At 42.4% G+C, this 23,797-nt stretch carries 21 protein-coding genes and 3 riboswitches; of the genes, 10 read left to right on the plus strand and 11 right to left on the minus strand.

Going from position 1 to position 23,797, the window contains the following annotated elements; all coding sequences use genetic code 11:
* Positions 1–8: 8 nt before the first annotated feature.
* Positions 9–114, minus strand: a riboswitch (TPP riboswitch).
* Between the two features lie 5 nt (positions 115–119).
* On the minus strand, positions 120–608 hold the full coding sequence (gene thiW / locus BLW54_RS03700) for an energy coupling factor transporter S component ThiW (RefSeq protein WP_139254078.1): 489 nt from the start codon (positions 606–608) through the stop codon (positions 120–122).
* A gap of 99 nt (positions 609–707) precedes the next feature.
* A riboswitch (TPP riboswitch) is annotated at positions 708–817 on the minus strand.
* Positions 818–921: 104 nt separating this feature from the next.
* Between thiW and BLW54_RS03705 the strand changes: the two genes are divergently transcribed.
* Positions 922–1,461 (plus strand): DUF3221 domain-containing protein, encoded by a 540-nt coding sequence (locus tag BLW54_RS03705; protein WP_074733284.1) that lies wholly within the window; start codon positions 922–924, stop codon positions 1,459–1,461.
* Positions 1,462–1,479: 18 nt separating this feature from the next.
* Here the strand turns inward: BLW54_RS03705 and BLW54_RS03710 are convergent, their stop codons facing one another.
* The 3 genes from BLW54_RS03710 to ku form a co-directional block, all read right to left on the minus strand.
* Entirely contained in the window at positions 1,480–3,150 is a 1,671-nt protein-coding gene (locus tag BLW54_RS03710) for a PucR family transcriptional regulator (protein WP_074733285.1), read from the minus strand.
* Between the two features lie 15 nt (positions 3,151–3,165).
* On the minus strand, positions 3,166–4,131 hold the full coding sequence (locus tag BLW54_RS03715; RefSeq protein WP_074733286.1) for a threonine/serine dehydratase: 966 nt from the start codon (positions 4,129–4,131) through the stop codon (positions 3,166–3,168).
* Between the two features lie 220 nt (positions 4,132–4,351).
* Complete coding sequence (gene ku, locus BLW54_RS03720) at positions 4,352–5,194, minus strand: non-homologous end joining protein Ku (RefSeq protein ID WP_074733390.1); 843 nt, start codon at positions 5,192–5,194, stop codon at positions 4,352–4,354.
* A 100-nt stretch (positions 5,195–5,294) separates the two neighbouring features.
* Between ku and ligD the strand changes: the two genes are divergently transcribed.
* Positions 5,295–7,052 (plus strand): DNA ligase D, encoded by a 1,758-nt coding sequence (ligD, locus tag BLW54_RS03725; protein WP_074733287.1) that lies wholly within the window; start codon positions 5,295–5,297, stop codon positions 7,050–7,052.
* Positions 7,053–7,321: 269 nt separating this feature from the next.
* On the opposite strand, the gene BLW54_RS03730 is transcribed toward ligD, so the two are convergent.
* From BLW54_RS03730 to BLW54_RS03745, 4 genes are all read right to left on the minus strand, one after another.
* Positions 7,322–8,878, minus strand: a complete 1,557-nt coding sequence (locus tag BLW54_RS03730; protein WP_074733288.1) for a fatty acid--CoA ligase — start codon at positions 8,876–8,878, stop codon at positions 7,322–7,324.
* Between the two features lie 194 nt (positions 8,879–9,072).
* Positions 9,073–9,840, minus strand: coding sequence for a 3-hydroxyacyl-CoA dehydrogenase (locus BLW54_RS03735; RefSeq protein ID WP_074733289.1), 768 nt, complete (start codon positions 9,838–9,840; stop codon positions 9,073–9,075).
* Positions 9,841–9,842: 2 nt separating this feature from the next.
* A complete protein-coding gene (locus BLW54_RS03740) occupies positions 9,843–10,985 on the minus strand; it encodes a thiolase family protein (protein ID WP_074733290.1) in 1,143 nt (380 codons plus the stop codon).
* A gap of 12 nt (positions 10,986–10,997) precedes the next feature.
* Positions 10,998–12,146, minus strand: a complete 1,149-nt coding sequence (locus BLW54_RS03745) for an acyl-CoA dehydrogenase family protein (protein WP_074733291.1) — start codon at positions 12,144–12,146, stop codon at positions 10,998–11,000.
* 305 nt (positions 12,147–12,451) lie between these two features.
* On the opposite strand from BLW54_RS03745, the gene BLW54_RS03750 reads away from it, so the two are divergent.
* The 6 genes from BLW54_RS03750 (at position 12,452) to BLW54_RS03775 (ending at position 18,125) form a co-directional block, all read left to right on the plus strand.
* A complete protein-coding gene (locus BLW54_RS03750) occupies positions 12,452–13,165 on the plus strand; it encodes a DUF421 domain-containing protein (protein WP_051744048.1) in 714 nt (237 codons plus the stop codon).
* Positions 13,166–13,365: 200 nt separating this feature from the next.
* Positions 13,366–13,485, plus strand: a riboswitch (SAM riboswitch).
* Between the two features lie 79 nt (positions 13,486–13,564).
* Entirely contained in the window at positions 13,565–14,593 is a 1,029-nt protein-coding gene (locus tag BLW54_RS03755; protein WP_074733292.1) for a methionine ABC transporter ATP-binding protein, read from the plus strand.
* Positions 14,583–15,245, plus strand: a complete 663-nt coding sequence (locus BLW54_RS03760; RefSeq protein ID WP_074733293.1) for a methionine ABC transporter permease — start codon at positions 14,583–14,585, stop codon at positions 15,243–15,245. Before BLW54_RS03755 ends, BLW54_RS03760 begins: the two co-directional genes overlap by 11 nt.
* A gap of 11 nt (positions 15,246–15,256) precedes the next feature.
* Positions 15,257–16,093, plus strand: coding sequence for a MetQ/NlpA family ABC transporter substrate-binding protein (locus BLW54_RS03765; RefSeq protein WP_035507033.1), 837 nt, complete (start codon positions 15,257–15,259; stop codon positions 16,091–16,093).
* 12 nt (positions 16,094–16,105) lie between these two features.
* Complete coding sequence (locus BLW54_RS03770; RefSeq protein WP_035507035.1) at positions 16,106–17,293, plus strand: M20 family metallopeptidase; 1,188 nt, start codon at positions 16,106–16,108, stop codon at positions 17,291–17,293.
* Between the two features lie 91 nt (positions 17,294–17,384).
* The gene (locus tag BLW54_RS03775) at positions 17,385–18,125 is read left to right on the plus strand and encodes a Cof-type HAD-IIB family hydrolase (RefSeq protein ID WP_139254079.1); all 741 of its coding nucleotides are present in this window, start codon (positions 17,385–17,387) and stop codon (positions 18,123–18,125) included.
* Between the two features lie 238 nt (positions 18,126–18,363).
* Here BLW54_RS03775 and BLW54_RS03780 read toward each other — a convergent pair whose 3' ends face one another.
* A complete protein-coding gene (locus BLW54_RS03780; protein ID WP_074733294.1) occupies positions 18,364–20,274 on the minus strand; it encodes an LTA synthase family protein in 1,911 nt (636 codons plus the stop codon).
* Positions 20,275–20,819: 545 nt separating this feature from the next.
* On the opposite strand from BLW54_RS03780, the gene BLW54_RS20380 reads away from it, so the two are divergent.
* Together BLW54_RS20380 and BLW54_RS03790 are read left to right on the plus strand one after the other, a co-directional pair.
* Positions 20,820–21,047: a biotin transporter BioY gene (locus tag BLW54_RS20380; RefSeq protein WP_500683377.1), complete on the plus strand. Its 228-nt coding sequence runs from the start codon at positions 20,820–20,822 to the stop codon at positions 21,045–21,047.
* Positions 21,048–21,432: 385 nt separating this feature from the next.
* Complete coding sequence (locus BLW54_RS03790) at positions 21,433–21,681, plus strand: hypothetical protein (RefSeq protein WP_035507041.1); 249 nt, start codon at positions 21,433–21,435, stop codon at positions 21,679–21,681.
* A gap of 44 nt (positions 21,682–21,725) precedes the next feature.
* Here BLW54_RS03790 and BLW54_RS03795 read toward each other — a convergent pair whose 3' ends face one another.
* The gene (locus BLW54_RS03795) at positions 21,726–23,090 is read right to left on the minus strand and encodes a hypothetical protein (RefSeq protein WP_167358783.1); all 1,365 of its coding nucleotides are present in this window, start codon (positions 23,088–23,090) and stop codon (positions 21,726–21,728) included.
* Complete coding sequence (locus tag BLW54_RS03800; RefSeq protein ID WP_051744049.1) at positions 23,087–23,779, minus strand: ABC transporter ATP-binding protein; 693 nt, start codon at positions 23,777–23,779, stop codon at positions 23,087–23,089. The genes BLW54_RS03795 and BLW54_RS03800 overlap by 4 nt, the downstream gene beginning before the upstream one ends.
* Positions 23,780–23,797: the final 18 nt, after the last annotated feature.

Consider the following 23,797-nt stretch of genomic DNA (forward strand, 5'->3'; position numbering starts at 1 on the left):
AGGATAGACGGGGGTCTATACTACTTCCCTCCGCCGGCATGACCCGGATCAGGTATTGAGGGACCAAGGATTATTTCCTTATCTCAGCGAATACTCGCGCCCCTAGCAGTTTCCGTGTATTATGGTTGTAAGACCATTTTTTCAATTTTCACACGAGACAATATAAATACAGCAATCAATGCTCCGGATACACTGCTAATGATAAAAGACGGAGCAAAAGCAAATACTCCCGCCGTACTTCCCATTAGCAGATTTGCTATCGGAATAGAGGCTAATGAACCAATGATTCCGGTACCTATGGTTTCTCCAACAACAGCGGATCTTTTCTTCTCAAATAATTGGTAACAGATGCCCGCAAGCAATGCTCCAAACATCCCACCAGGAAAAGCAAGGAAGGTACCAAGCCCCAGTAATAAACGGAGCAGCCCGACAACAAAGGCAATGATAACCGCTGGTACAGGACCGAGCATTACAGCAGCTATTACGTTTACAGCATGCTGTACTGGATAAGCCTTAGCAATCCCAGCAGGAAACCAAAGGAATTGCGCACCAAGTGTTCCAATCGCAACGAGGACGGCCATCATCGTAAGTAAACGTGTACCTTTCACCCATTCACCACCTTTCTAAATAAGGGAGCTGAAAGTCAACACAACAAAAAAGCCAGATCCTTAGAGAGGACCTGGCCTGGTATGCAGTGTGTCGATAAATGTATCGTCAGACTACTTCCCTCCGCTGGTATTAACCAGATCAGGTTTGTAAGAGTCGGAAAGCTTAATCGCTTTCCTCTCAGCCTATTAAGGCCCCCCTAGTAGTTTCATAAATTATTCACTTGGTGATTTTCATCATAACAGAGGTCAAAGATTCTGTCATGTGAAACTTTTCAGCCTGGTTAGACGTCAGTAGAAATAAGGAGTGGTGATCATGAGAAAGGGACGGAGATTTGGAATCTTAATAAGCATTTCTCTTCTTCTAAGTGCCTGCGGAACGATATCTACGACAGAGGAAACAGGTCCTAATGAAGCAGAAGCGGAGGCACCACCCCCTGACATGAATGGATTTGTTATGGATCAGGACAAAGATAGAATTTTAGTGGTTGCCCCCATGGATGATGAATCGGATCAAAAAGGACGGGCGATGTGGGTATCTGGTGCCCCTGGAGATTATGTATGGCTCGGGAAGCAGGTCGAAGTATGGGTCGATGGAGGGATTGCCGAATCGTATCCAGAACAAGCGAAAGCTGAAAAAGTGGAGGAATTAGAAATGAGTGAGGTGGAAGGGGCAGACTTGAAAGCGTCAGAGGCCCTTTCTACAGCACTGTCCGAAGTCGATACGGAGCAGAAGGGAGTCTTAAGCGTTTCTTTGCTGGCCTTTGATAAGGAAAATGATCAATGGACCGTGAAGCTTGACTACCGTGGATCCAGCCAAGAGGAATGGAAAACAATAGTGGATGATGAAAAATAGAGCGCTCTAGGGAGCGCTTTATTTCTCTACCTTTTTTAAAAGCCACAAACGGACACTCAACTCTAATAAAAATAGATCATCCGCATCGAGAAGGGAAAGTCCGGTCAAATGTTCAATATTCCTCAAACGGTGCAGGAGGGACTGCCGGTGAAGGTTCAACGCTCGGGCAGCCTGACTCACATTGCTATTGTATTTATTGTAAACCATAAACGTGTGAATCAATTCTGTCTGCCTTTTCTGATCATACTCAATTAATTTCTCAAGTGTATCCCTTACAATTACCCCTATCTCCTCCTCGTGGGAGAGGGCCATCAGCAGCCGGTTCATTCTCGTATCACTAAAAAAGGTGCGCTCTCCTTCCTCATGCTGCTGTCCGATTTTAAGGGCAGTCCCAGCTTCTTCATAGCTTTTATGAAAAACTTTATAGCCCCCCTTATGACAGGAGATCCCCCAGCTAATCGTGATTCCCTTCAACAATTCATGCAATCTTCGTTCAATCAGGTCAAGAAACTGGTTGGCTGTTTCCTCATAATCCGGACGGTCACTTTCTAAATAAACGATGACTTCCCCTTCATCAAATGTAGTCATAGTCCTCCGGTTCAGAGCGTCCCCGGCATGAGTGACCTCTTTTTGAATATAGTAGTTGCGACTATTCATGGAAGATGACGCGACGGAATGAGTCGTAGATGATGGCAGATTATCTTCAGGCTGGACGAAACGTATGTGACCCACAAGACAGATATAGGGTTTTTCCAAGTCATATCCCAGCAATTGAGCTTTGGATAATAACGCCCGATCCATATCCATGTCCCGCTTCGCTAATTCTAATAGAAAATTATCTTTGAGACGGATCTCCGTCATTTCAATCGCATTCTCTTTTACAAAATAAAGAGCGCAGGCGGTGAGGGCATGCTCTATTATGTGAAGGTTCACCCAAGTTAATTCTCCCTCTTGACCCGGTTGAAACAAAAGATAGCCTTGCTTTTTATAGTTAGATAGAATCGTCAGCTGGTAACACCGTTCATCTCCTATACCATACGTTTCGATAAAGTGGCATAGCGGATGATCCGAATCCAAATCGGTCTCTAGCAAGGTAGCTTCTTCTGTGGAGTCATTCCCATTTAAAACATCGATCAAATAACGATTAAAATGCTGGTTCGCCCTAATTTGTTTATTATGATCGCTTATGGCTGCTGGGATACCAGTATTGTTATAAATGATTGCCGTAATCTCCTGGAGACCTTTCCCATTTAATACACAATTGATTAATTCCTGACGAATCTCTTCCGTCCGTTGCTGTTCTTGGCGTTTTTCTTCGCTGATTAACCTCAAAACCTCTTGTAAAATATCGCCAAAACGGATTTCCCACGGGATCTCCATGACAACAAGGTTATTTTCTTCAGCTACCTGCACAATCCGATCTGGAATTTTATAAATATGTCTCCCTGTAGCAAACGCAAGCACGGAAGCTTCCGATCGGATCACGTCCTCTACATACTCTTCAAGTGCAAGGACATCATTGGCACAACCGACCCCTGTACTTAAAACAAATTCATTGTTCCTTACGAAATTTTCTACGGGTGTCTCTATTACTGAAATCCACTCCACTTGGCGCTCAAACAACTTTGTTTGTACCTTTGCTTGCTCAAGCACGGGAAGCTTTAAGATTTCCTCCACCGCAACCCCCATCTCGACACCTCCCCATCAGGATTTATGGATCAAATCCGATATCACTTCATGATCAATATTGTTCCCACTCAAAACAGCAACAATATTCTTCCCTTCTCCAAAATCAGAATAAAGTATATGGCCAATGCCTGTCGCGGCAGCCCCTTCTATCACTATTTTATGGTGGTTTAAGATATAAAGGAGGCCCTCTTCAATTTGAGACTCGTCTACCCGTACACCTTCGTCCATATACATTCTCGTCATAGGGAAGGTGAAACGGTTATCTGTCCCAATCCCACCGAGTAAACTGTCAGCAAGAGTCGGTTCTTCCTCCAAAATGACTGGTTTCCCTTTTGCCAGACTCTCCTGCATGACTGCTGCTTTCTTCATCGTTATACCTGTTACATGTACGGCAGGTTCGATCGATTTCATCACAAAAGCAATTCCCGATAACAGCCCCCCGCCAGATAACGGGATAATCACTTCATCCACGTCCGGGCATTGGCTCATAATTTCCAGACCGATCGTGCCTTGTCCAGCTATAACCTCTTTATCGTCAAAAGGCTTAATTATGGTCATGCCTTCTTCTTTTTCCAGCTCAACACAACGAGCCTCTGCATCATCTTGGGAGACGCCTGTAATTTCCACCCTTGCTTGCAGCTTCTTTAAACGATTGACTTTAGCCGGAGGTACGTGATTGGAAATACATACGGTACAAGGGATATTCAATTTAGCTGCCATATAAGCGACAGAAATGCCATGGTTCCCTGTAGAAAAAGTGGTCACCCCTTTCTGCCTGTCCTCTTCTTTAAGAGATAAAATCTTATTTGCTGCCCCACGGAGCTTAAAGGAACCTGTCGGGTGATCGTGTTCCGACTTCAAATATACATTGGCACCTGTCTGTTCAGAAAGAGCTTCTGAATAAAGCAATGGAGTTGGTTGGATAAATGGTTCGATACGTTTTCTAGCCTTCCAAACCTCTCTAAAAGAAAGTTCATGCATGCAAGACAGCCTCCTTTTCCTGATTATATGTAGGATATTTGTGAATTTTCAGGTATTTTTATTATAGTGGAACATGACCTATGGATAAAAGAGGAATCACTCAAAAAATATCTTCCTGTTGGATTTCTGCTTCCTTGTATAGAGAATTTCCCATAAAAAAAGAATGGTTGTCCTGTGACATCCATTCTTTTCACTGAGGGCAGTGTTTCATTCAACAGGCTCAGGAAGTCTTTTTCTTCCCTGCTGTTGTTGTTTTGGTTTTTTTCTTGGTTGTTTTCTTCTTTTTGGGTCCTTTTGTCTTTTCCAATGACTTTTCTAAAGCGTCCATCAAATTGGTTACATTGTCCGGTTTAGGCTTATCTTTCGCTGTCGTAACTTCTTCATTATTTTTCTTCGCTTCGATCAATTCCATAAGAGCTGTACGGTAATCATCCTTATATTTCTCAGGGTCAAATTCCGCCGTCAGTTGATCAATTAAGGTTACAGCTGTGCTTAGCTCTTTTTTGCTTAACTCCGTCTCTTCCGGGACATTTGGAACGTCCTGAACAGATCTAACTTCGTCAGGATAATGAATCGTTTCCATCACAAGCGTGTTTTCATAAACCCGCACAATAGCCAGCTGTTCCTTCGATCGAATAATTATTTTGGCGATTCCAATCTTTCCTGTATCCCCTAGAGCTTGGCGAAGCAGGCTGTAGGCTTTTGTTCCACCTTCGCTTGGTGAGATAAAATAACTCCGCTCAAAATAAATGGGATCAATTTCCTCCAACTTAACGAAGTCCATAATTTCCACCGCTTTGTCTTCTTGTTCTTTTTTTAATTGGTCCAAATCCTCTTTATCAAGGACAACGAACTTGTTTTTTGCGTATTCATAAGCTTTCACAATCTCTTTGCTATCAATTTCCCGCTCACAAACTGGGCACCTTTTTTCATACTCCACTGGTGATTTACATTCCTCATGAAGTTGTCGAAGCTTAATATCTTTGTTTTCAGTGGCCGCATGTAGCTTCACAGGAATGTTAACAAGACCAAAACTAATCGTCCCTTTCCACATTGTGTGCATCCCGATCACTCCTTTTTCTTTAGCTTTCACGTGTTCTGTAAAAATATGTTCCCTCTCTATGGATAAACTAATAAAAAACCCGTGATAAGGAGGACTCTGCATGAGACCCATGTTATTAACACCAACAAGTGATTTACCCTCTGGTAATGAATGGCTATATGAAATTAAATATGACGGCTTTCGTGCGATTATGGAAGCTAGTGAAGAAGGAATTAAACTCTGGAGCCGTAATGGAAAGGATTTAAGCGCACGTTTCCCTGAAATTGCTGAAATTCGTCCCCCTAAAGAAAGCCTCCCCTTTACATTGGATGGTGAGATTGTCATCTTGAAAACTCCTTACCAAGCAGACTTTGAGGCACTGCAAATAAGAGGGCGAATGAGGAAAAGAGAAAAAATCATGGCCGCTTCTAAAGAACGGCCCGCTTCTTTTATTGCTTTTGACTCGCTGGATAACCCCTCGCTCCCCTTAACCAAAAGAAAAGAAAGGCTAAAAAAACAGCTAAACAAAATAAACCATACCCACATTCAGGCTGTAGAGGTATTTGAAAAAAAGGACAAAGCTGAAGCTGTGGCAGAATTGCATCTCGCTGAAGGAATCGTTGCAAAAATGAAAAAGAGCCCCTATCGATCTGGAGAACGTGGCCAACAATGGTTGAAATGGAAACAATGGCGGACCATAGCTGGCTTTTTACAAACCTTTAATTCCAGTAATGGGTACTATGAAGCGGGATACCTCGATGGTCAAGACCCCCGTCCATTAGGAAAATTTAAGCATGGGCTATCCGAAGAAGAGAGTGAAACCCTCCGTGCCTTCTTTAAGGAACATGGTACAAAAAAGAAAGACAGCTGGCATTTAGAAGCAGGGACTTGTGTGGATATTCACTGTCTTAGCGCTGAGCAAGGGGAATTGCGCGAACCGATGTTTCATCAGTTTCGTTTTGACCTTACTCCTGAAGAATGTACAGGTGAGAAATTGCAGTGGGATCTTTCTCTATTCCCAGAAGCCTTTGAGTCCTCCCATATTGATAAATTTTTATGGCCTGGAGTAACGAAACAAGAATTCCTTATCTATATCCGACATATGGCTCCCTACTTGCTCCCGTTTATCCAGGAGAAAAAATTGACCTTGATTCGCTATCCGGACGGTATCCATGAGGAATCCTTTTACCAAAAACATTCCCCCGATCATGCCCCGGATTTTTTAAAAATGTGGATGGAAGATGGGAATCCATACATCATCTGTGATCATCTCCTCTCATTGCTATGGCTGGCAAACCAGGGAGCCCTTGAATATCACGTCCCATTTGAAAAAGCAGGAGGAGAGAAACCTGACGAAATTGTTTTGGACCTGGACCCAATGGACAAGGAGCATTTTAAAAAGGCCATTACCGCTGCACAATTATTAAAACCAATGCTCGATGAACTTGATGTCATCAGCTTTATTAAGACGTCAGGAAATAAAGGAATGCAGATTCATATTCCTATCCAGGAAGGGGATCTGAATTACGAGGAAACAAGGAAGATTACAGAAACATTAGCCACTCTTCTCGTTAACGAAGAACCTGAACTATTCACTACTGAACGCTTAAAGAAGAATCGCGGGGACCGCTTATACATTGATTATGTACAGCATGCAGAAGGGAAAACTATCATCGCCCCTTATTCCCCGAGGGCTACTGAAAAAGCAACGATTGCGACACCGCTTTTCTGGGAGGAGGTTGTGGAAGGCCTGGACCCCGCTTCCTTTACCATTCATTCTGTCCCCATACGACTGAAGGAAAATGGGTGTCCTTTTTCTCGTTATGAGGAGGCTCGGGCACATCAGCCGATTCGGAGGCTGAAACGGTTACTAGAATAATGATTTGTCGACATTTCCCGGGAAATGTCTGACCTAAATGGGTTGATTCAACTAAATGACAGTTACTTGAAGACTTGATACCAAAATATCTTGTGATAAGGGTCGGTGGGGAACACTCACTTTCCACTACCATCTTCTCATCAACCTGTCTCGAAACTGGGGTTCTGGGTAAGGAAGCTTATATGAAAGGATTAGGGAGAATTGATTTAACAGGGTTATGCTATATGCAAAAAAGCTGCCGATCGTCACCGGCAGCTTTTTGTTCTTTTTTATTCCAACAGTGTTGTTCTTCGTTCTCGTAATTTAAATTTCTGCAGCTTTCCGCTTGCATTTCGTGGCAGTTCATCCACGAACTCATACCGTCTAGGTCGTTTGTAGCGAGCCAGTTTGTTTCCGGTAACACAGAATTCATCTAATTCTTTATCCGTAAGTCCACTTTCCTTTTTGACAATATAGGCGACGACCTTTTCTCCCCACATATCATCAGGTTCCCCGACAACGGCTGCATCCAGGACACCTGGGTGATCAAAGAGGGCGTCTTCTACCTCCCTGGAATATATATTTTCACCACCTGAGATAATCATATCCTTGACCCTGTCACTCACCCATAGATAGCCGTCTTCATCAAATGATCCGATATCTCCTGTGTGGTACCAGCCTTTGTAAAGGGCTTCTTCCGTAGCATCCGGCCTATTATAATATCCCTTCATCATGCTCGGCCCCCTCACAATGATTTCGCCGAGTTCATGAGGCTTACATACTTCTTCGGGTTCGGCGGGGCCGTGTTCATTGGTGCGAACGACTCGTACTTCATGATTCAATAAAGCCCTGCCGGCAGACCCTGCCTTTGTCACTTGTTCCTTCTCTGTAAGAGCGGTAATCGCAGGGCCCATCTCCGTCATTCCATAGGCTTGTAAAAGCTGTACACCCAAGGCATCATGCAGCTGAATTGTTAAAGCCGGGGCCATTGGAGCTCCACCATAGAGCCCCTGTCTCAATGTCAGGAAGTCTTCCTTTGTAAAGTCTTCCTGAAGCATCATGTTCCACATCGTCGGAGCAGCAAAGAACGAAGTGATTTGTTCTTCTCTAACAGTTTGAATCGCTTCTTTAGCATCAAAATGGTGCAAAAGAACATTCGTAGCACCTATCATCACTCTCGGGAAGAAGGCACAGTGAAGTTCCGCGCAGTGAAAAATTGGCGCCACTGTAAGCCCACGATCATTTTCTGACAATCGTAAACAGGCGGTCATAATCAGTGCTTGATCCACCATATCCCTATGAGAATGAATGACTCCCTTTGGAAGCCCTGTCGTACCTGAGGTATACATAATGGCATAAGGGTCATTTTCATCTATTTGGCATGAAGGCCGATCTGTCGTAACCCCCTCCATTCGTTCATAATAATTCAGAGCATAAGGTAAATTTTCTTCATCGATAGACCAATATTCTATGCTTGTGAGTGTTTTAGCAACAGGAGCGATTTGGGGTGCGGTGCCCTTCTCAAATATGACTACTTTGGGGTCTACATCTCTCAAAATATACTCAATCTCTTTTTCCATGAGACGGAAATTCACTGGGTTGAAGATCGCCCCGATTTTCATGCAGGCAAACAGTACCGTGGCAAATTCAGCTGTGTTAAAAAGAACGGCGGATACTTTGTCTCCTTTTTCCACACCTGAGGCTCGTAGTGCATGAGCTGCACGATTCACCTCTTGATCCCACTCTGCGTACGTCCAGCGTATTCCCAGCCTTGAATCGACCAGCCCTTCCTTATCTGCATATTTAGCCACCGTCTGTTCAAACATACTCTTTAATGTTGGTCCCATCTCTCATCGACTCCTTTTGAGTTTTTATAAAAACTTTTCCGGACAAAAGCCACCACCAATCCTTAACAAGCATCAAAGTCTTTGATAAAAAACAAATCGATGAATCAATTTCTTAGTAATAGAAGAGGCGCACTTTCCTCTCCTTTCCTTTCTAAGTACTAACTTTTCAACTCCCTGACCGACCATACAAACAATTATTTGGGCTGCAATCGAATTGCTCCGTCTAAACGGATCACCTCCCCATTAAGCATAGAGTTATCTATGATGTTTAAAGCTAGCTTGGCATATTCATAGGGTTTACCTAACCTGGACGGGAAAGGTGTTTCCTTCCCTAACGCTTCCCTGGCTTCTTCTGGAAGTTGTTCGAACATCGGTGTTTCAAATAATCCCGGGGCGATCGCCATCACACGGATTCCATATCGCGCAAGTTCCCTTGAGATAGGTACAGTCATCGCCGCCACGCCTCCTTTAGAAGCACTATAAGCTGCTTGTCCTATCTGCCCTTCAAAAGCAGCGATGGAAGCCGTATTTATGATGACTCCCCGCTCTCCTTCTTCATTTGGTTCATTTTCCTTCATTTTTTCTGCTGACAAACGAATGACATTAAAGGTCCCTATTAAGTTGACTTCAATAATTTTCGAGAAGGATTCTAACCGATGTGGACCATTCCTTCCAACAACCTTTTCTCCTGTTACCATTCCAGCACAATTCACTAATGTATTTATTTTTCCAAAAGTACCGAGAGATTTATCAAGCATTTCCTCCACATCATCTATTGATGTAACATCCGTTTTCAGAAATAAAACGGATGAACCTAATTCATCAGACAGCTGCTCTCCTTTTTCTTCATTCCTATCTACGATGACAGCCTTACCACCATTTCTCACAATTTTCCTTACGGTTGCTTCACCAAGACCTGACGCTCCCCCTGTTACAATCGCTACTACGTTTTTTATTTCCATTATTATTCCTCCACCCTTTCAATGACCGTTCCATTCGCCATGCCATGTCCTTCACAAATGGCAAGCAGCCCATATCTCCCTCCGATTCGCTCCAATTCGTGGATTAAGGTAGTCATAAGCTTCGCTCCTGTTGCGCCCAATGGATGACCTAGGGCAATAGCCCCTCCATTAACATTTAATTTTTCATGCGGTGCTCCTGTCTCCTTCATCCAAAATAAAGGAACAGGCGCGAAGGCTTCGTTCACTTCAAAAAGATCGATATCATCAAGGCTTAATCCAGCCTTCTGTAGTGCTTTATATGTAGCCGGCACCGGGCCTGTCAACATTAGGGTTGGATCTGATCCAACCACCGCTCTTGAAACAATCCGAAAACGCGGTTTCAGCCCCAATTCCCTCGCTTTTTTTCGAGACATAAGAAGAACAGCAGCGGCTCCATCACTGATCTGACTCGCATTACCAGCTGTGATTTTTCCATCCTCCTGGAATACGGTTGGAAGTGCTGCTAACGTTTCTGGCGTAGTCCCAAGTCTCGGTCCTTCATCCTTTGCAAGGACATTTGATCCCGCTGATGTTACAGGCATCGTTTCCTTTGTAAACCTTCCTTCACCAATGGCTGTCAAAGCTCTTCGATGGCTTTCTGCAGCATAGGCATCTAAGTCTTCTCTACCCAATTGACATTGGTTCGCAATTCTCTCTGCTGAAAGCCCTTGGTTGATCATCTCAAATCGTGAAGTCAGTCGATCATTGAAAGATACGTCCTTCATATTGGAAAACATCGGAACTCGCGACATACTCTCAACCCCCCCAGCGATGACGGTATCCATATCTCCACAAGCAATGGCTTGGGAGGCAAAATGAATCGCCTGCTGACTTGACCCACACTGGCGATCAATGGTAACCCCAGGTACTTCAATAGGGAAGCCTGCTGTGAGAGCTGAAATTCTAGCTATATCTCCCGCTTGTTCACCAACCTGACTGACACATCCAGCAATCACATCTTCAACCTCTGCCGGGTCAAGGGACGTACGGTCCACAAGTTCCTTTAATACATCCGCGAAAAGAATATCAGCTCTAATATTACTCAACGCCCCATTTCTTTTACCTACTGGAGTCCTCACGGCTTCCACAACGACAACTTCATCCATTTCTTATTCCTCCTAACGTAAGCCTATCTTTTTTGCGATTATTGTTTTCATAATTTCATTGGATCCCGCATAAATGGCAGTCACAGGTGCATCACGGAATCTTCTGGCTATTTCGTATTCTTCCATATATCCATAGCCGCCATGAAGTTGCATACATTCCACCGCTACTTTTTTTACAAGGTCCGTCGTCCACCACTTAGCCATGGATACCTCTTTGACAACATCCTCCCCTTGCATGTGTGATTCTATCGTCCGATCGAGGAAAGTCCTTCCAATATTCACCTCTGTTTGAAGTTCAGCTATTTTAAACTGGGTATTTTGAAAAGAGGCAATCGATCGGCCGAAAGCTTTTCGTTCTTTCACATAATCAATGGTTAACTCAAGCATTCGCTCGCAAGCAGCAATGGCACCAATCCCTACAATCAGGCGCTCTTGCTGGAGCTGATTCATTAAGTAATAAAACCCCTCCCCCTGTTGGCCTAACAGATTCCTCTTTGGCACTTTCGCATCTTCGAATATTAATTCTGACGTATCCTGACTATGGAGGCCGATTTTCTCCAACTTCTTCCCACTTAAAAATCCAGGGGTGTCCCTTTCGACAACCAGCAGACTGATGCCCTTATGAGGAGGCACAGCCTTCGGGTCTGTTTTACACACGACAATAACTAAATCAGCCTGGATCCCATTTGTGATGAACGTTTTCTCCCCATTAAGGATATACGCACCTTCCTTTTCGATTGCTGTTGTTCGTATGGAAGCTAGATCAGAACCAGCTCCAGGTTCTGTCATCGCTATCGCTGTAATGCATTCTCCCGTCGTGCATTTGGGGAGCCACCTTTTCTTCTGTTCGTCCGTTCCATATGCCTCTAGGTACGGCACAACAATATCATTGTGTAAGCCTACTCCGATTAGTCCTGTGCCTACTTTCTCCAATTCTTCATTGAGGACGACGGAATAACCGAAATCTGCTCCAAAACCGCCGTATTCTTCCCCAACCCATGGACACAGGTATCCTTGCTCACCAAGTTTCTTCCAAAACCCTCGCGGAACTTTACCCGCTTTTTCCCACTCGTTATAGAAAGGATAAGCTTCTTTCTCTAAAAACTTCCGCAATGATTTTCGCAGGATTTCATGTTCTTCTGTTATGTATGGTCCCTTCATATAGATCCTCCCTGAACAGACTAACTTACTGAATTGTAATTCTCTTTCCTTTCCATTCATTCCTGCCACAAACAGAAAACGCTTACATTTTTATGTATTTAGATGCTTTTCGACAGGTGGAATCGTCTTTATTTCCTTGAACATTTTCAGTAAACTACGGAGATAATCTTCTAATCGTTTGACTCTGTTCTTTATGGAACCATGTATTCCATCGAATTCACTCCCCTTCTGTACAAACACCTGTACGTGTATTTTTTTGGATAGCAAGAAGAACAAAGTGTAAAGATAAGATAGAGGTGATACATATGGATATTTGGATGGATACAATGAAAGTCATCGTTAGAATTTTAACGATTCTACCATTACTCCTGGGGGTAGGTTTATTTATGGGGAAAAGGTCGATCGGTGAATTGCCTGTATTCGATTTCCTCGTTGTTCTCGTATTAGGTTCTGTAGTCGGGGCCGATATTGCTGATCCAAAAATTAATCACCTTCATACCGTAACAGCCATTATCATTATTGCATTGTTGCAAAAATTCATCGTATGGCTGAAACTTCGAAACCGGAAGATCGGAAAAATACTAACCTTTGAACCCACGATTGTTGTATTCCAAGGACAAATGGTGGAAGAGAATATCTCCCGCATTCACTATTCTATTGACAATATTACTCAGATGCTCCGCGAACAAAATGCTTTTATTCTACAAGATGTAGAACTTGCGATCATTGAACCAAACGGACAACTATCTGTAAAGTTTAAAAAGGCTAAAGAGAGTGTAACCCGTGAGGATATTGGTGTCTCTTATAGTGGTGGGGGTTATGATATCCCGCTTATTCTTGATGGGGAGATCCAAAGTGACTTGCTGGAGCGTGTCGGACGGGATCAAGAATGGGTGCAGAATGTCCTCGGGAATCACAAGATAGCAGATGTTTTCTATGGTGCCCTTACGAATGCAGGGGATTTTTATTTCTCATTAAAAGGGAAGAAAGTAAAAGGTTTACCTCCTATTGAACACTAATGATGCCAGTAATCCCCTGACCCACTTCAGAGACTCTTCCGAATAACTTCCAAATATATTCTATGTTTTTAGATGGAGGACGGGAAATAATTCATTCGTCATACAACTGAAATTTTTCAAACAATTTTGTGGAGTTAAATTGACAAAGTTTTTGGGCTGTATTATGATTAGCACCATCAAAATAAATCTAATGACTTTTCTTCTTATCTAGAGAGGTGGAGGGACTGGCCCTACGAAACCTCGGCAGCGGAACTGATTCGTCGAAACGATCAGAAACTGTGCCAACTCCAGCATGTGCGTCTGCACGTGAAAGATGAGAAGAGACGGTATCTCATATAGTTTGAGAACCCCTCTTCTTATTTTTTAGAAGAGGGGCTCTTTTTTATTAGGAGGGATAAAATGATTCAATTTGAGAATGTATCAAAGATTTACCAGCACAATGATAGTGAATTGCGCGCCGTTGATCAGGTGGATTTGACTGTACATAAAGGTGAGATTTTTGGTGTGATTGGCTTCAGTGGCGCAGGAAAAAGTACGCTGATACGGTTGGTTAATTTATTGGAAAAGCCTTCTGAAGGACGTGTCCTCATTAACGGAGAAGATTTGGCGAAGCTTACAAAACCAGACCTACGAAAAGTTCGAAAAAGGATTGGCATGATTTTTCAACATTTTAATTTACTTGAATCAAAGACCGTTCATCATAATGTCGCCTTCCCCCTTTCCTTGTCCGGAACACCAAAGAAGGATATGAATCAAAGAGTAAAAGAAATATTAGAATTTGTAGGTTTATCCGATAAAGCAAAACAATATCCAGAAGAGCTGTCCGGCGGTCAAAAACAAAGGGTCGGGATAGCAAGGGCTTTAGCGACATCTCCGGATATTTTATTGTGTGATGAAGCGACATCCGCCCTCGATCCTGAAACAACGAAATCAATTCTAAGGCTTCTAAGGAAAGTCCGGGATGAATATGGGATTACCATTTTGATGATCACGCACGAAATGAACGTCGTCCGGGAAGTATGTGACCGGATAGCTGTGATGGAAAGCGGCCAAGTCATTGAAAAAGGATCCATTTTCGACTTATTCTCGAAGCCCCAACATCCAACTACTAAGAATTTTGTAAGGACCGTTATGGAAAATGATATTCCTGCATCCATCTTAAATGGCATAGATGAAAGAGACTCTTCGAGAAATATATATCGATTCACTTTTGTTGATGAAAGTGCCGGACAGCCCGTCCTTTCTCAAATCGCTAAAAAATTCGATGTGGAAGTTAATGTATTGTTCGGGCAGATCACTGAGCTGCAAGGAGTCCCGTTTGGCCACCTTGTTGTTGAACTTCAAGGGGAAGACCCAGAAATACTGAGAGTCATTAATCATATCCAACAAAAAGTAGCTGTGCAGGAGGTGACTTCACATGCAGGTTAATTTAATGGAATTTTGGCCACGAATTTGGGAAGCGACGTACCAAACGCTTTTGATGGTGGGCATCTCTTTATTTGCAGCTACTTTAATTGGACTTCCTTTGGGGATTATTCTAGTGGTAACACGGCATGGAGGATTATTGGAGAACAAACCATTCTTTAATGGATTCAGTACGGTGGTCAACTTTTTCCGATCTATCCCGTTCATCATTTTACTCGTTGCGATCCTGCCCTTTACGAGATTGATTGTCGGTTCATCTATTGGAACGGCTGCTGCCGTAGTACCGCTCGTAATTTTCTCAGCTCCTTATATTGCCAGACTGGTAGAAAGCAGTTTACTGGAAGTTAAACCAGGAGTTATCGAGGCCGCTGAATCTATGGGAGCAACTCCATGGCAGATTGTCCGTCGTGTGTATATTCCAGAAGCATTAAGTTCCATCATTCTGAATTTAACCATTGCGACAATTGGACTTGTTGGCGCCTCTGCAATGGCCGGGTTTGTTGGTGGAGGAGGGCTTGGAGATCTTGCCATCTCTTATGGTTACCAACGTTTTGAAACAGATATTATGATTGCTACCGTTTTATTACTTGTATTTATTGTGCAGATTACACAAACCGTTGGAAATTTTGCATCTAAAAAGATTCGTAGACAATAGGAGGGGTCATCATGAAACAATGGATGATTACATTAAGCATTTTATTGACAGTTGGTTTCGTATTAGCCGGGTGTTCCAGCGAGGGAGATGCGGCTTCAGAAGAGACGAAAAAAGTGAAAGTCGGATTAAATGGATCTGGGGTTCCGATTTGGGAAAAAATCAAAGAAAAAGCAGCCGAAGAAAATATTGAAATTGAACTGGTGGAATTTGCGGATTATGTCAGGCCGAATATGGCTCTTGCCGATGGAGACATCGATTTGAATGCTTTCCAAACCGTTTCCTACTTTGACTCTTTTATTAAAGAACATAATCTAGACCTTGCCCCAATTGGAACAACATTAATTGCCCCGATGGGGATATACTCTGAAAAATACGAAGATGTCAGCAATATCCCTGAAGGAAGTTCAATTGCCATACCAAAGGAAGCCACAAACATGGGGCGCGCACTACTTCTCCTAGAAGAATCAGGATTGATTGGTCTGCCTGAAGATTTTGACGGCAACGGAGACTTAAGTAAGATAGAAGAAAACCCTAAAAATCTAAAGTTTGAACCTATTGTCGCTGCGCAGACGCCTCGCGTTCTACCTGATGTCGCCGCATCGCTCATTAATAATGGAGTGGCTGTAGAAGCTGGTTTTGTGCCAGTAGAAGATGCAATTGCTATAGAAGATGAAACGGCACAGCCTTACATCAATATCATGGCTGCCCGAGCGGATGAGACAGATAATGAAACATACCAAAAAATTGTAGACATTTATCAGGCGGAAGATGTCGCTGACCATATTGAAGAAGTGTACAACCAATCCTTAATTCCAACCTTTGTGCCTTTAAAAGAGATTGGCTGGTAAAGGAGAAGCCGTATGAATATAAGTAGAACGCAATCTTTAGAAGATACTCTTATTGAAAATATAAAAAAAAGGCAAAATAATTATGTAGAAACGAGTCACCTCATCCACGACAACCCAGAAATAGGGAATGAAGAATATTTTGCATCGCAACAACTGATTCGCCTCCTTGAAGAATCAGGGTTTAAGGTGGATACTCACATTCCGGAACACCCCACAGCTTTCAAAGCACGGAAATCTTCCAACAAACCTGGACCGATAATCGGTTATCTGGCAGAGTACGATGCCCTTCCCGAACTTGGACATGCTTGTGGACACAACATCATCGGTACGGCTTCAATAGCGGCCGCCATTGCCATTGGTGAAGTCCTCCCCCATACGGGAGGAGAAGTCGTTGTGCTCGGCACACCAGCAGAAGAAGGTGGACCTAACGGCAGTGCAAAAGGGACCTTTGTAAAACATGGACTTGTTGATGAACTTGATGCTTGCATGATGGTTCATCCGCTCGGTCGGACATCAGGATCTGCCCCCACACTTGCGGTCGACCCTGTCGATTTTGAATTCTTCGGAAAAAGCGCCCATGCGGCAAGCAACCCCGAGGATGGAATTAATGCCCTGGATGCCGTCCTTCAACTATACAATGGTCTAAATGCATTGCGACAACATGTTACCGATGATGTCCGCATTCATGGTGTGATTTTAGATGGTGGGAGTGCACCAAATATTGTCCCAGACTATGCGCGAGCAAGATTTTATTTAAGAGCAGCAACGAGGGAAAAATGTGATCGGTTAACGAATAAAGCAGAAAACATTGCAAAAGGGGCAGCGGCAATGACTGGCGCCTCCTACAAAATGACCCACATCCAAAATGGAGTCGATAATTTTAAAGTTACTCCCCGCTTTGATAAGGTATTTCAAGAGAAAATTACGGCCCTTGGGGAAAACTATTATAAAGATCGTAAAGGACTAGGTTCAACAGATGCTGGGAACATCAGTCAAGTTGTCCCTACCATCCACCCTTATATAAAAATCGGACGTGAAAGTCTCATCGCTCACACAGATGCATTCAGAGAAGCAGCCCGCTCCCCCCAAGGAGACGAAGCTCTCATCAAAGGAGCCATCGCACTTGCACAAACGGGACTTGAACTCTTAACACACCCGCAGCTTTTAAAAGAAATTCACCTTGAATATCAAACCCTCTAACGAAAAGCCAGACCCTTTATGGGCTGGCTTTTCATTGTATATGATCAGTCGTTGTATTAGAATGGAAAGAGTAGAGAGAGGACGTGAAGATATGACAAAGGATATCAAACTAATTGCTTTAGACTTAGATGGGACTCTCGTTAACCATGATGGAGAAGTTTCAGAAGCGAACTCAGCAGCCGTAAGAAAAGCGAAGGAAAAAGGCATTCATGTTGTATTAAGTACAGGGCGCTCTTTATCCCGCTGCCGTAATATTGCGGAATCACTGGGACGTTCTTCCTACATCGTGACGATTAATGGAGGAGAAATTTACGATCATGAGTTCAACCTTGTTGAACAAAATAAATTAGCGCATAACCATATAGAGCGCCTTTGGGAACTAAAAGAAGAGCATGGCCTATATTTCTGGTCATCTACCGTACAAGGCTTGTATAACACCCAAAACCCCTTTGAAAAGGAAATTGCAGATTATGACTGGTTAAAATTCGGGTTTGATATAGAAGATGATGAAGTGAGACAGGTCATCTTAGACGAACTGAATGAAAGCGCGGAGCTGGAAGTGACAAATTCCAGCCCGACCAATATCGAGATCAACCCGTCAGGGGTCAATAAAGCAGCTGCTCTCTTAAAAGTATGCCAGTGGCTTGATTTGGAAATGAATCAGGTCATGGCAGTAGGAGACAGTATGAACGATATTGCCATGATTCACGAAGCTGGTCTTGGCGTGGCTATGGGGAATGCACAGGAACCCGTGAAAAAAGAAGCAGACTTCGTAACCGCTTCTAATGAGGAAGATGGCGTCGCTTTTGCCATCGAGAGAATCATTGATTAAGAAAACCCATACATTTCCTAGACAATAAAAAAATCAGCCGGCATAGGCTGATTTTTTTATTGCCCATTTTTGAACTGTAGAGGCTTAAGAACACCTTCACCGCCACTTCCCCTCAACCCAATCCTCTTTAATGGACGGCAAAACAGATAACCATTCAGTAAGCGCGAATGAAGACATATCTTCCCTCTTTTCCCATACAAAAATCCCCCTCTGACGGAATCTCAGAGAGGGATAAAAATTAATCATTTTCTTGGTTTGATCCTTCATCTTTATTTTGAACCATTTCAGTCTCATCAAGGTAACGAAGCAAGTCACCATAAATAATAGAGTCAGACATCTCCAATTCTTCCTGAGCTTTGTCAAACCCTTCATCACAAAGACCGGCTTCTAGTTTTTCTCCTGTTTCCCGATCATAACATGTTCCTTGAATCCCTACGTAATCTTCATTTGCGAAATTTCCATCTCTGGTGATCATCAACTGACGGCGGTCTTCATCTAACAAGTCATGTCCAAATTGAATTGGATTGTCATCTTCAATTCCCAACAAGTTCGTCAGCGTCGGACGAAGGTCAATTTGACCACCAACCGTATGGTTTTTCTCCCCTTTAATTCCTTTACCATAGATCAAAAGAGGAACACGTTGCAACTGGAATTGCTCAAATTCATTTATATCTTTATCCAAGTACTCTCCCATCGCTTTCTGATGGTTTTCAGAAATACCGAAATGGTCACCATAGATAACGAGAATCGTATCATCATACAATTCTGAGTTCTTAAAGTCTTCCACGAACTTTTTCAAAGCTTCATCTTGATATCGAATCGTTTGGAAATAGCGATTCAGTGTTCCACTTCCCGTCTCCCCTTCTTCAATGAGCTTTTGTTCTTCAGGGAGCGTAAATGGATAGTGGTTCGTCAGCGTAATCATTTTAGTATAGAATGGCTGGTCCATTTCTTTCATCTTGCTCAATGAATCTTCAAAGAAGTATTCATCCAGGTATCCCCATCCATGTGATTTTTCCGGGGTCACATCATAATCTTCTTTCGAATAGAATTCATCAAAACCTAGAGAATCGTACATCACATTCCGGTTCCAGAACGTTTTATCATTGGCATGCATGGAACTTGTGAAGTAGCCCTTCTCGTTCAGTAAACTAGGCAGGCCTTCATATTGATTTCCTGAGTGTGTAAAGAACACAGCTCCGCGATTCAATGGATACAAAGAGTTCGCCAAAAGGAACTCAGAATCTGACGTTCTCCCCTGTTTTACTTGGTGATAGAAGTTATCAAAATAGATACCTTCTTCTTTTAAGTCATTGAAATAAGGCGTTAATTCTTCACCATGAAGGGTGTTATCAACCACAAACGTCTGTGTACTTTCCATAGACATCACAATAACGTTCTTCCCTTCGGCTACCCCTTCCAGACGATCGCTGTCTTCTGATTTATTTTCATTCATGTAGTTAATGATCGGTACCAGTTCATTACTATCAGCCATTGTTTTTTTCATTTCTGTTTTTCCTTGTAAAACAGCATCATAAACATGGTAGTTTATCACACCAATGTACTTAACAAGCATATTACGGTCAAACGTTCGCTCCAATAGATCTGTACGTTCTGTTTCCGCCCATTGTAAGTTAATCAAGAACAATGGGATAGCAACAATAGCCAAAATGATACCTTCTCTGCGTTTTGGTTTGAATACTTGGAAACGAGAAGGTTTCAAATAGAATAATAGAAACGCAGCGATGAGGACATCGGCAAAAAGCAAGGCATCCCCAGGACTCATAATGGTCGTAATACTTCCACCAAGATCCGCTAAGTTAGCTACCTGGTTCAGCATTGGAATCGTAATAAAATCGTTATATTCCCTGTAAAAAAGGACATTCACGTACAAAAGGATCGACCCTAAAATATAGGACACGAACATTCCCCTGCGTCCACCCAATAGAACACCAATTCCGAAGATCAAGAAAATACTACTCAAAGGGTTAAATGCTAGAATATTAGCTTCATTAGCATTCTCAACGTTAAGAGAGAAGATATTCGCTTGTATATAATTCATCTTTACCCAAAACAGACCAATAACGACCGCATAGACTACTAGTTTCAAGGCAATATTTTTATTTAGATATTTATTTATTTTACTCATTTGTAAAACCTCCGTTAATTTTACATTACTCTATTCTACCTTATTTTCATGATTTTTTGTACCATTCTAAAGATAATTTCAAAACTCTGACACATATACAACCCTTTCATCTCAACGGGTTTGAATGGAAAAATGAAGCTCTTGTCCTATGTTTAATTTACGCATACTTCTATCCACTGATTATTTTCTCTATCTTTACAATATTCTTTATCACCTTGCATTCATCTCAATAAATAGTGGTTAACTTTGTTGAAAGATGAGGGTAAGGTTTATCATAAATGGAGACCTTTACGGCCCTTAAAAGCCATCAGTAGCCCAAATCAAATGCCAAAGGTCCTCCTCAATGAGCAAGCCTGAGCTGTAGATTAGGCTGCAGCCATTTTAGGGAGCTGTCACAATAATTGGATATGCTGGCCTTGGGGGGGTTGGACTGCCTGTATTTGCAGGACCAATGGGCAGCTATATAACCGGGTTTATTCTAATAGGTATCCTCTTTCTTCACAGGATACCTATTAGAATAAACATTTTTTACGTTTCCGGTAGCCATCCATCGCCAATATGTAGCGGGGATGATGATCACACTGGTTTGCGGTACTGCCCAGTTAAACTTTGTACTGGACCTTGGCTGGAGCCACGCATTATCTGACGGTGTTTATTCATTTATTACTGTAGGTCTGATAAAAGCCTTTCTCGCCAGCTGGATTGGAATCATCATCAGAAAACAACTGATTAAGGCAAGGGATATGAAAGAAAAAACTTCTTCTGCTTTATAAGCCTCTATTTCCCAGGAAATAAAAAAGAGAAGAAGCCAGGAAAACTCCCGGCTTCTGTTACTCACCTCCCCCTTGTAAGTCTACTATAATGACACTGGTTACGGTGCAAAGCGGGATAAAAATGAGAAGCCCTAGATTGGCATCACTTTTCTATTGATACTATGGCTTGTATTTTTTCAAGGTCATTAAAAGGAGCTGTTCCCTGTACCTTTTCAGGATTGACTTTCATGTGTCCGCTCTGACAAAGTATGTTCTTGGTGAAAAGCACTAATAAACAGATAAAATCATCATAAATAGGAACATCCCGACAACAACCTCTTTTTCTACTCTTTTTGTTCATAATATGAAGGAATATGGGAATTGTAAGAAATGGAGGTGGACGAACATGCAACCCTATCTATGTCCAAATTGTAAAACCAACAGATCCCGCTTTAATTTACTTCAACAGGAAGCCAAGGCTGTAAAAATGAATCCGCGCACAGGGGAACGGGACCAGGAATATAATTCAGAAAACATGGACCCTTTCCATATGTCTTACCAAGGGCCTGAAATGAAAGTCCAATGCGGAGCCTGTGGACTGGTAGAAGATGAAAAATCCTTTATCGCATACGCGGAGCACAATCAGTTGGATTAACCCTCCCTTTTTTCAGGAGGGTTTTTCAGTTTTTCCCTTACCGATCAGCTCGATTTCACTTTGTTAAACGGTAATTTGCGCCTTGTAGTTAATAACAAAAGCGGAATAAGAAACATACATAAGGGATGGAAAACACCCGCCCCCAGTGCAATAAACCCTGCAAATCTCTTCCATCCCTCACTATAAAATTTCTCTTTTTGGACAGTCAGCCAACGCTCCTGGATCACTCTCTCTAAATCACGATACATCCAAAGGACCAGCCCAATTATTTGAATAACAATGCCGATCCAGGCCTCCCCAAGTATCCATTGGATACTTATAAATGAAATTAATAACGGCAAAGCTGCCAAATAAGCGCCCTTTAAATAGCTGCTGATGCTAACTTTGTCGTCGACTGGTAAAGAATGAAAGACATTTTCCACATCTAAAAAAAGCCCCCCAGCCACTTCATGGTATACACCTACAGCAATCGGTAATGTGACAATTAGCATCCAATCGACTTTTATAGGAATGATTAATAGGATTAGGCATACCGTCAAAATCGTCTTCCACAAATACTCGGCCGAACGTAAAAAATAACCAATCCAAATACGTTCATATAATTTTTGGGCCGATACAAAGCGATCCTTTTTCCTTCTCCGGAGGATCTGAGTGACCCCGTACTTTTCCTTTGGTTTTATATGGACATTCGTCATTTGACCGATGATCATCATATTCCAAACTCTTGCATCATTAACTTCTACCACTTTCCCCCAATTCACCTCATTCTTCTGAACGAGAAGAACCATTACTGTAACTATGAACAGGATAAAAAGCAAAAATAACGGAATTCTAGTAAAAGACAGGGCTAATAAACTCCCTGTCCACACACAGGCCGCTGTTTTATGGAAAAGACTTTTAGAAAAGAGCCTCCAGCGAAAAAATAAAGAAGCAATAAAACTTCCTATATAAGACATTCCCCAGATAAGTACACTCGCTAAAGGCAAAAAAGAAACCGCAATTATTATTAAGAGGATGACCATAAAAGTGTGGATTACTATTCTTTCAAAAAATAAGTAAGAAAGGAGTAATTTTCTCGGGTGGGGGAGTAAACTGAGTTGTAATTCAGAAGAGGTAAATCGAATCCCAGGATCCGTGTACGATCCTACGGCCGCTATAAAGATGAAAATAAAAGGAAGATATAACGCCTTTTCTGTCAGAGGTGAAGCCCTTATCTGCAAAACCGGTACTATATTTTGCAGGGTGTCATAGCCCATAAATAAACAGAAGATGACAAATAGTCCACCATAAAAAACAATCACTGGATCAATGACCATATGATAGGCTCGTTTATATAGATCTATTTTTTTCTTTCTTCTTTTCCGTCTCAACCATCGATAGACATGGAGTGTCGATGTATGGAGCATCATGTCCACCTTCTTTCCAAATCATTGAAACCCGACACATTCCCAGAAGAAGAAACGAGTCCATCCACTAACATGACATACCGATCCGCAAGCTCCGACACTTTATCCAATTGATGAGTTGTTAAAACTATGCTCCCTCCCCGTTCCCTTTTATGCTGTAATTCTTTTTCGAGAAATGCACCGGCGTAGACGTCCAAGCCCATAAAGGGCTCGTCTATAAAAAGAATAGGCACGTCGGGTAAAAGGGCACAAATCGTCTGAACTTTTTGTCTCATTCCTTTTGATAAAGCTTCTGGATACTCATCAAGTTTATCTGTCAGTTCGAAACCTTGAACATAATGATCCACCCGCTCCTTAAAAACCTCTTCAGGTATAGCATAACTTTGCTGAAAGAGTCTAAAGTGATGATAAACGGTCAGTTCATTAAATAACAGCGGTTCTTCTGGTATGTAGGTAAAGTTCAGCTTATACGTTCTGTACTGTTCATCTTGGTCATACCCCCTAATGGCGATGTTCCCGGAGACCTTTTCTCTGCTCCCAATTATTGTTTTCATTAAAGTTGATTTTCCGGCCCCATTATGTCCTACCAGAGCCATAATCTCCCCTCGGTAAACGTGAAAACTAACTTTAGACAAAATCCTTTTCTTTTGAATATCTACATCACATTTGTTTACATCCAATACTTCTTCCATCTCCTGCCACCTCCACAT

The organism is Halobacillus karajensis (assembly GCF_900108515.1).
Classification (GTDB): Bacteria; Bacillota; Bacilli; order Bacillales; family Halobacillaceae; genus Halobacillus; species Halobacillus karajensis.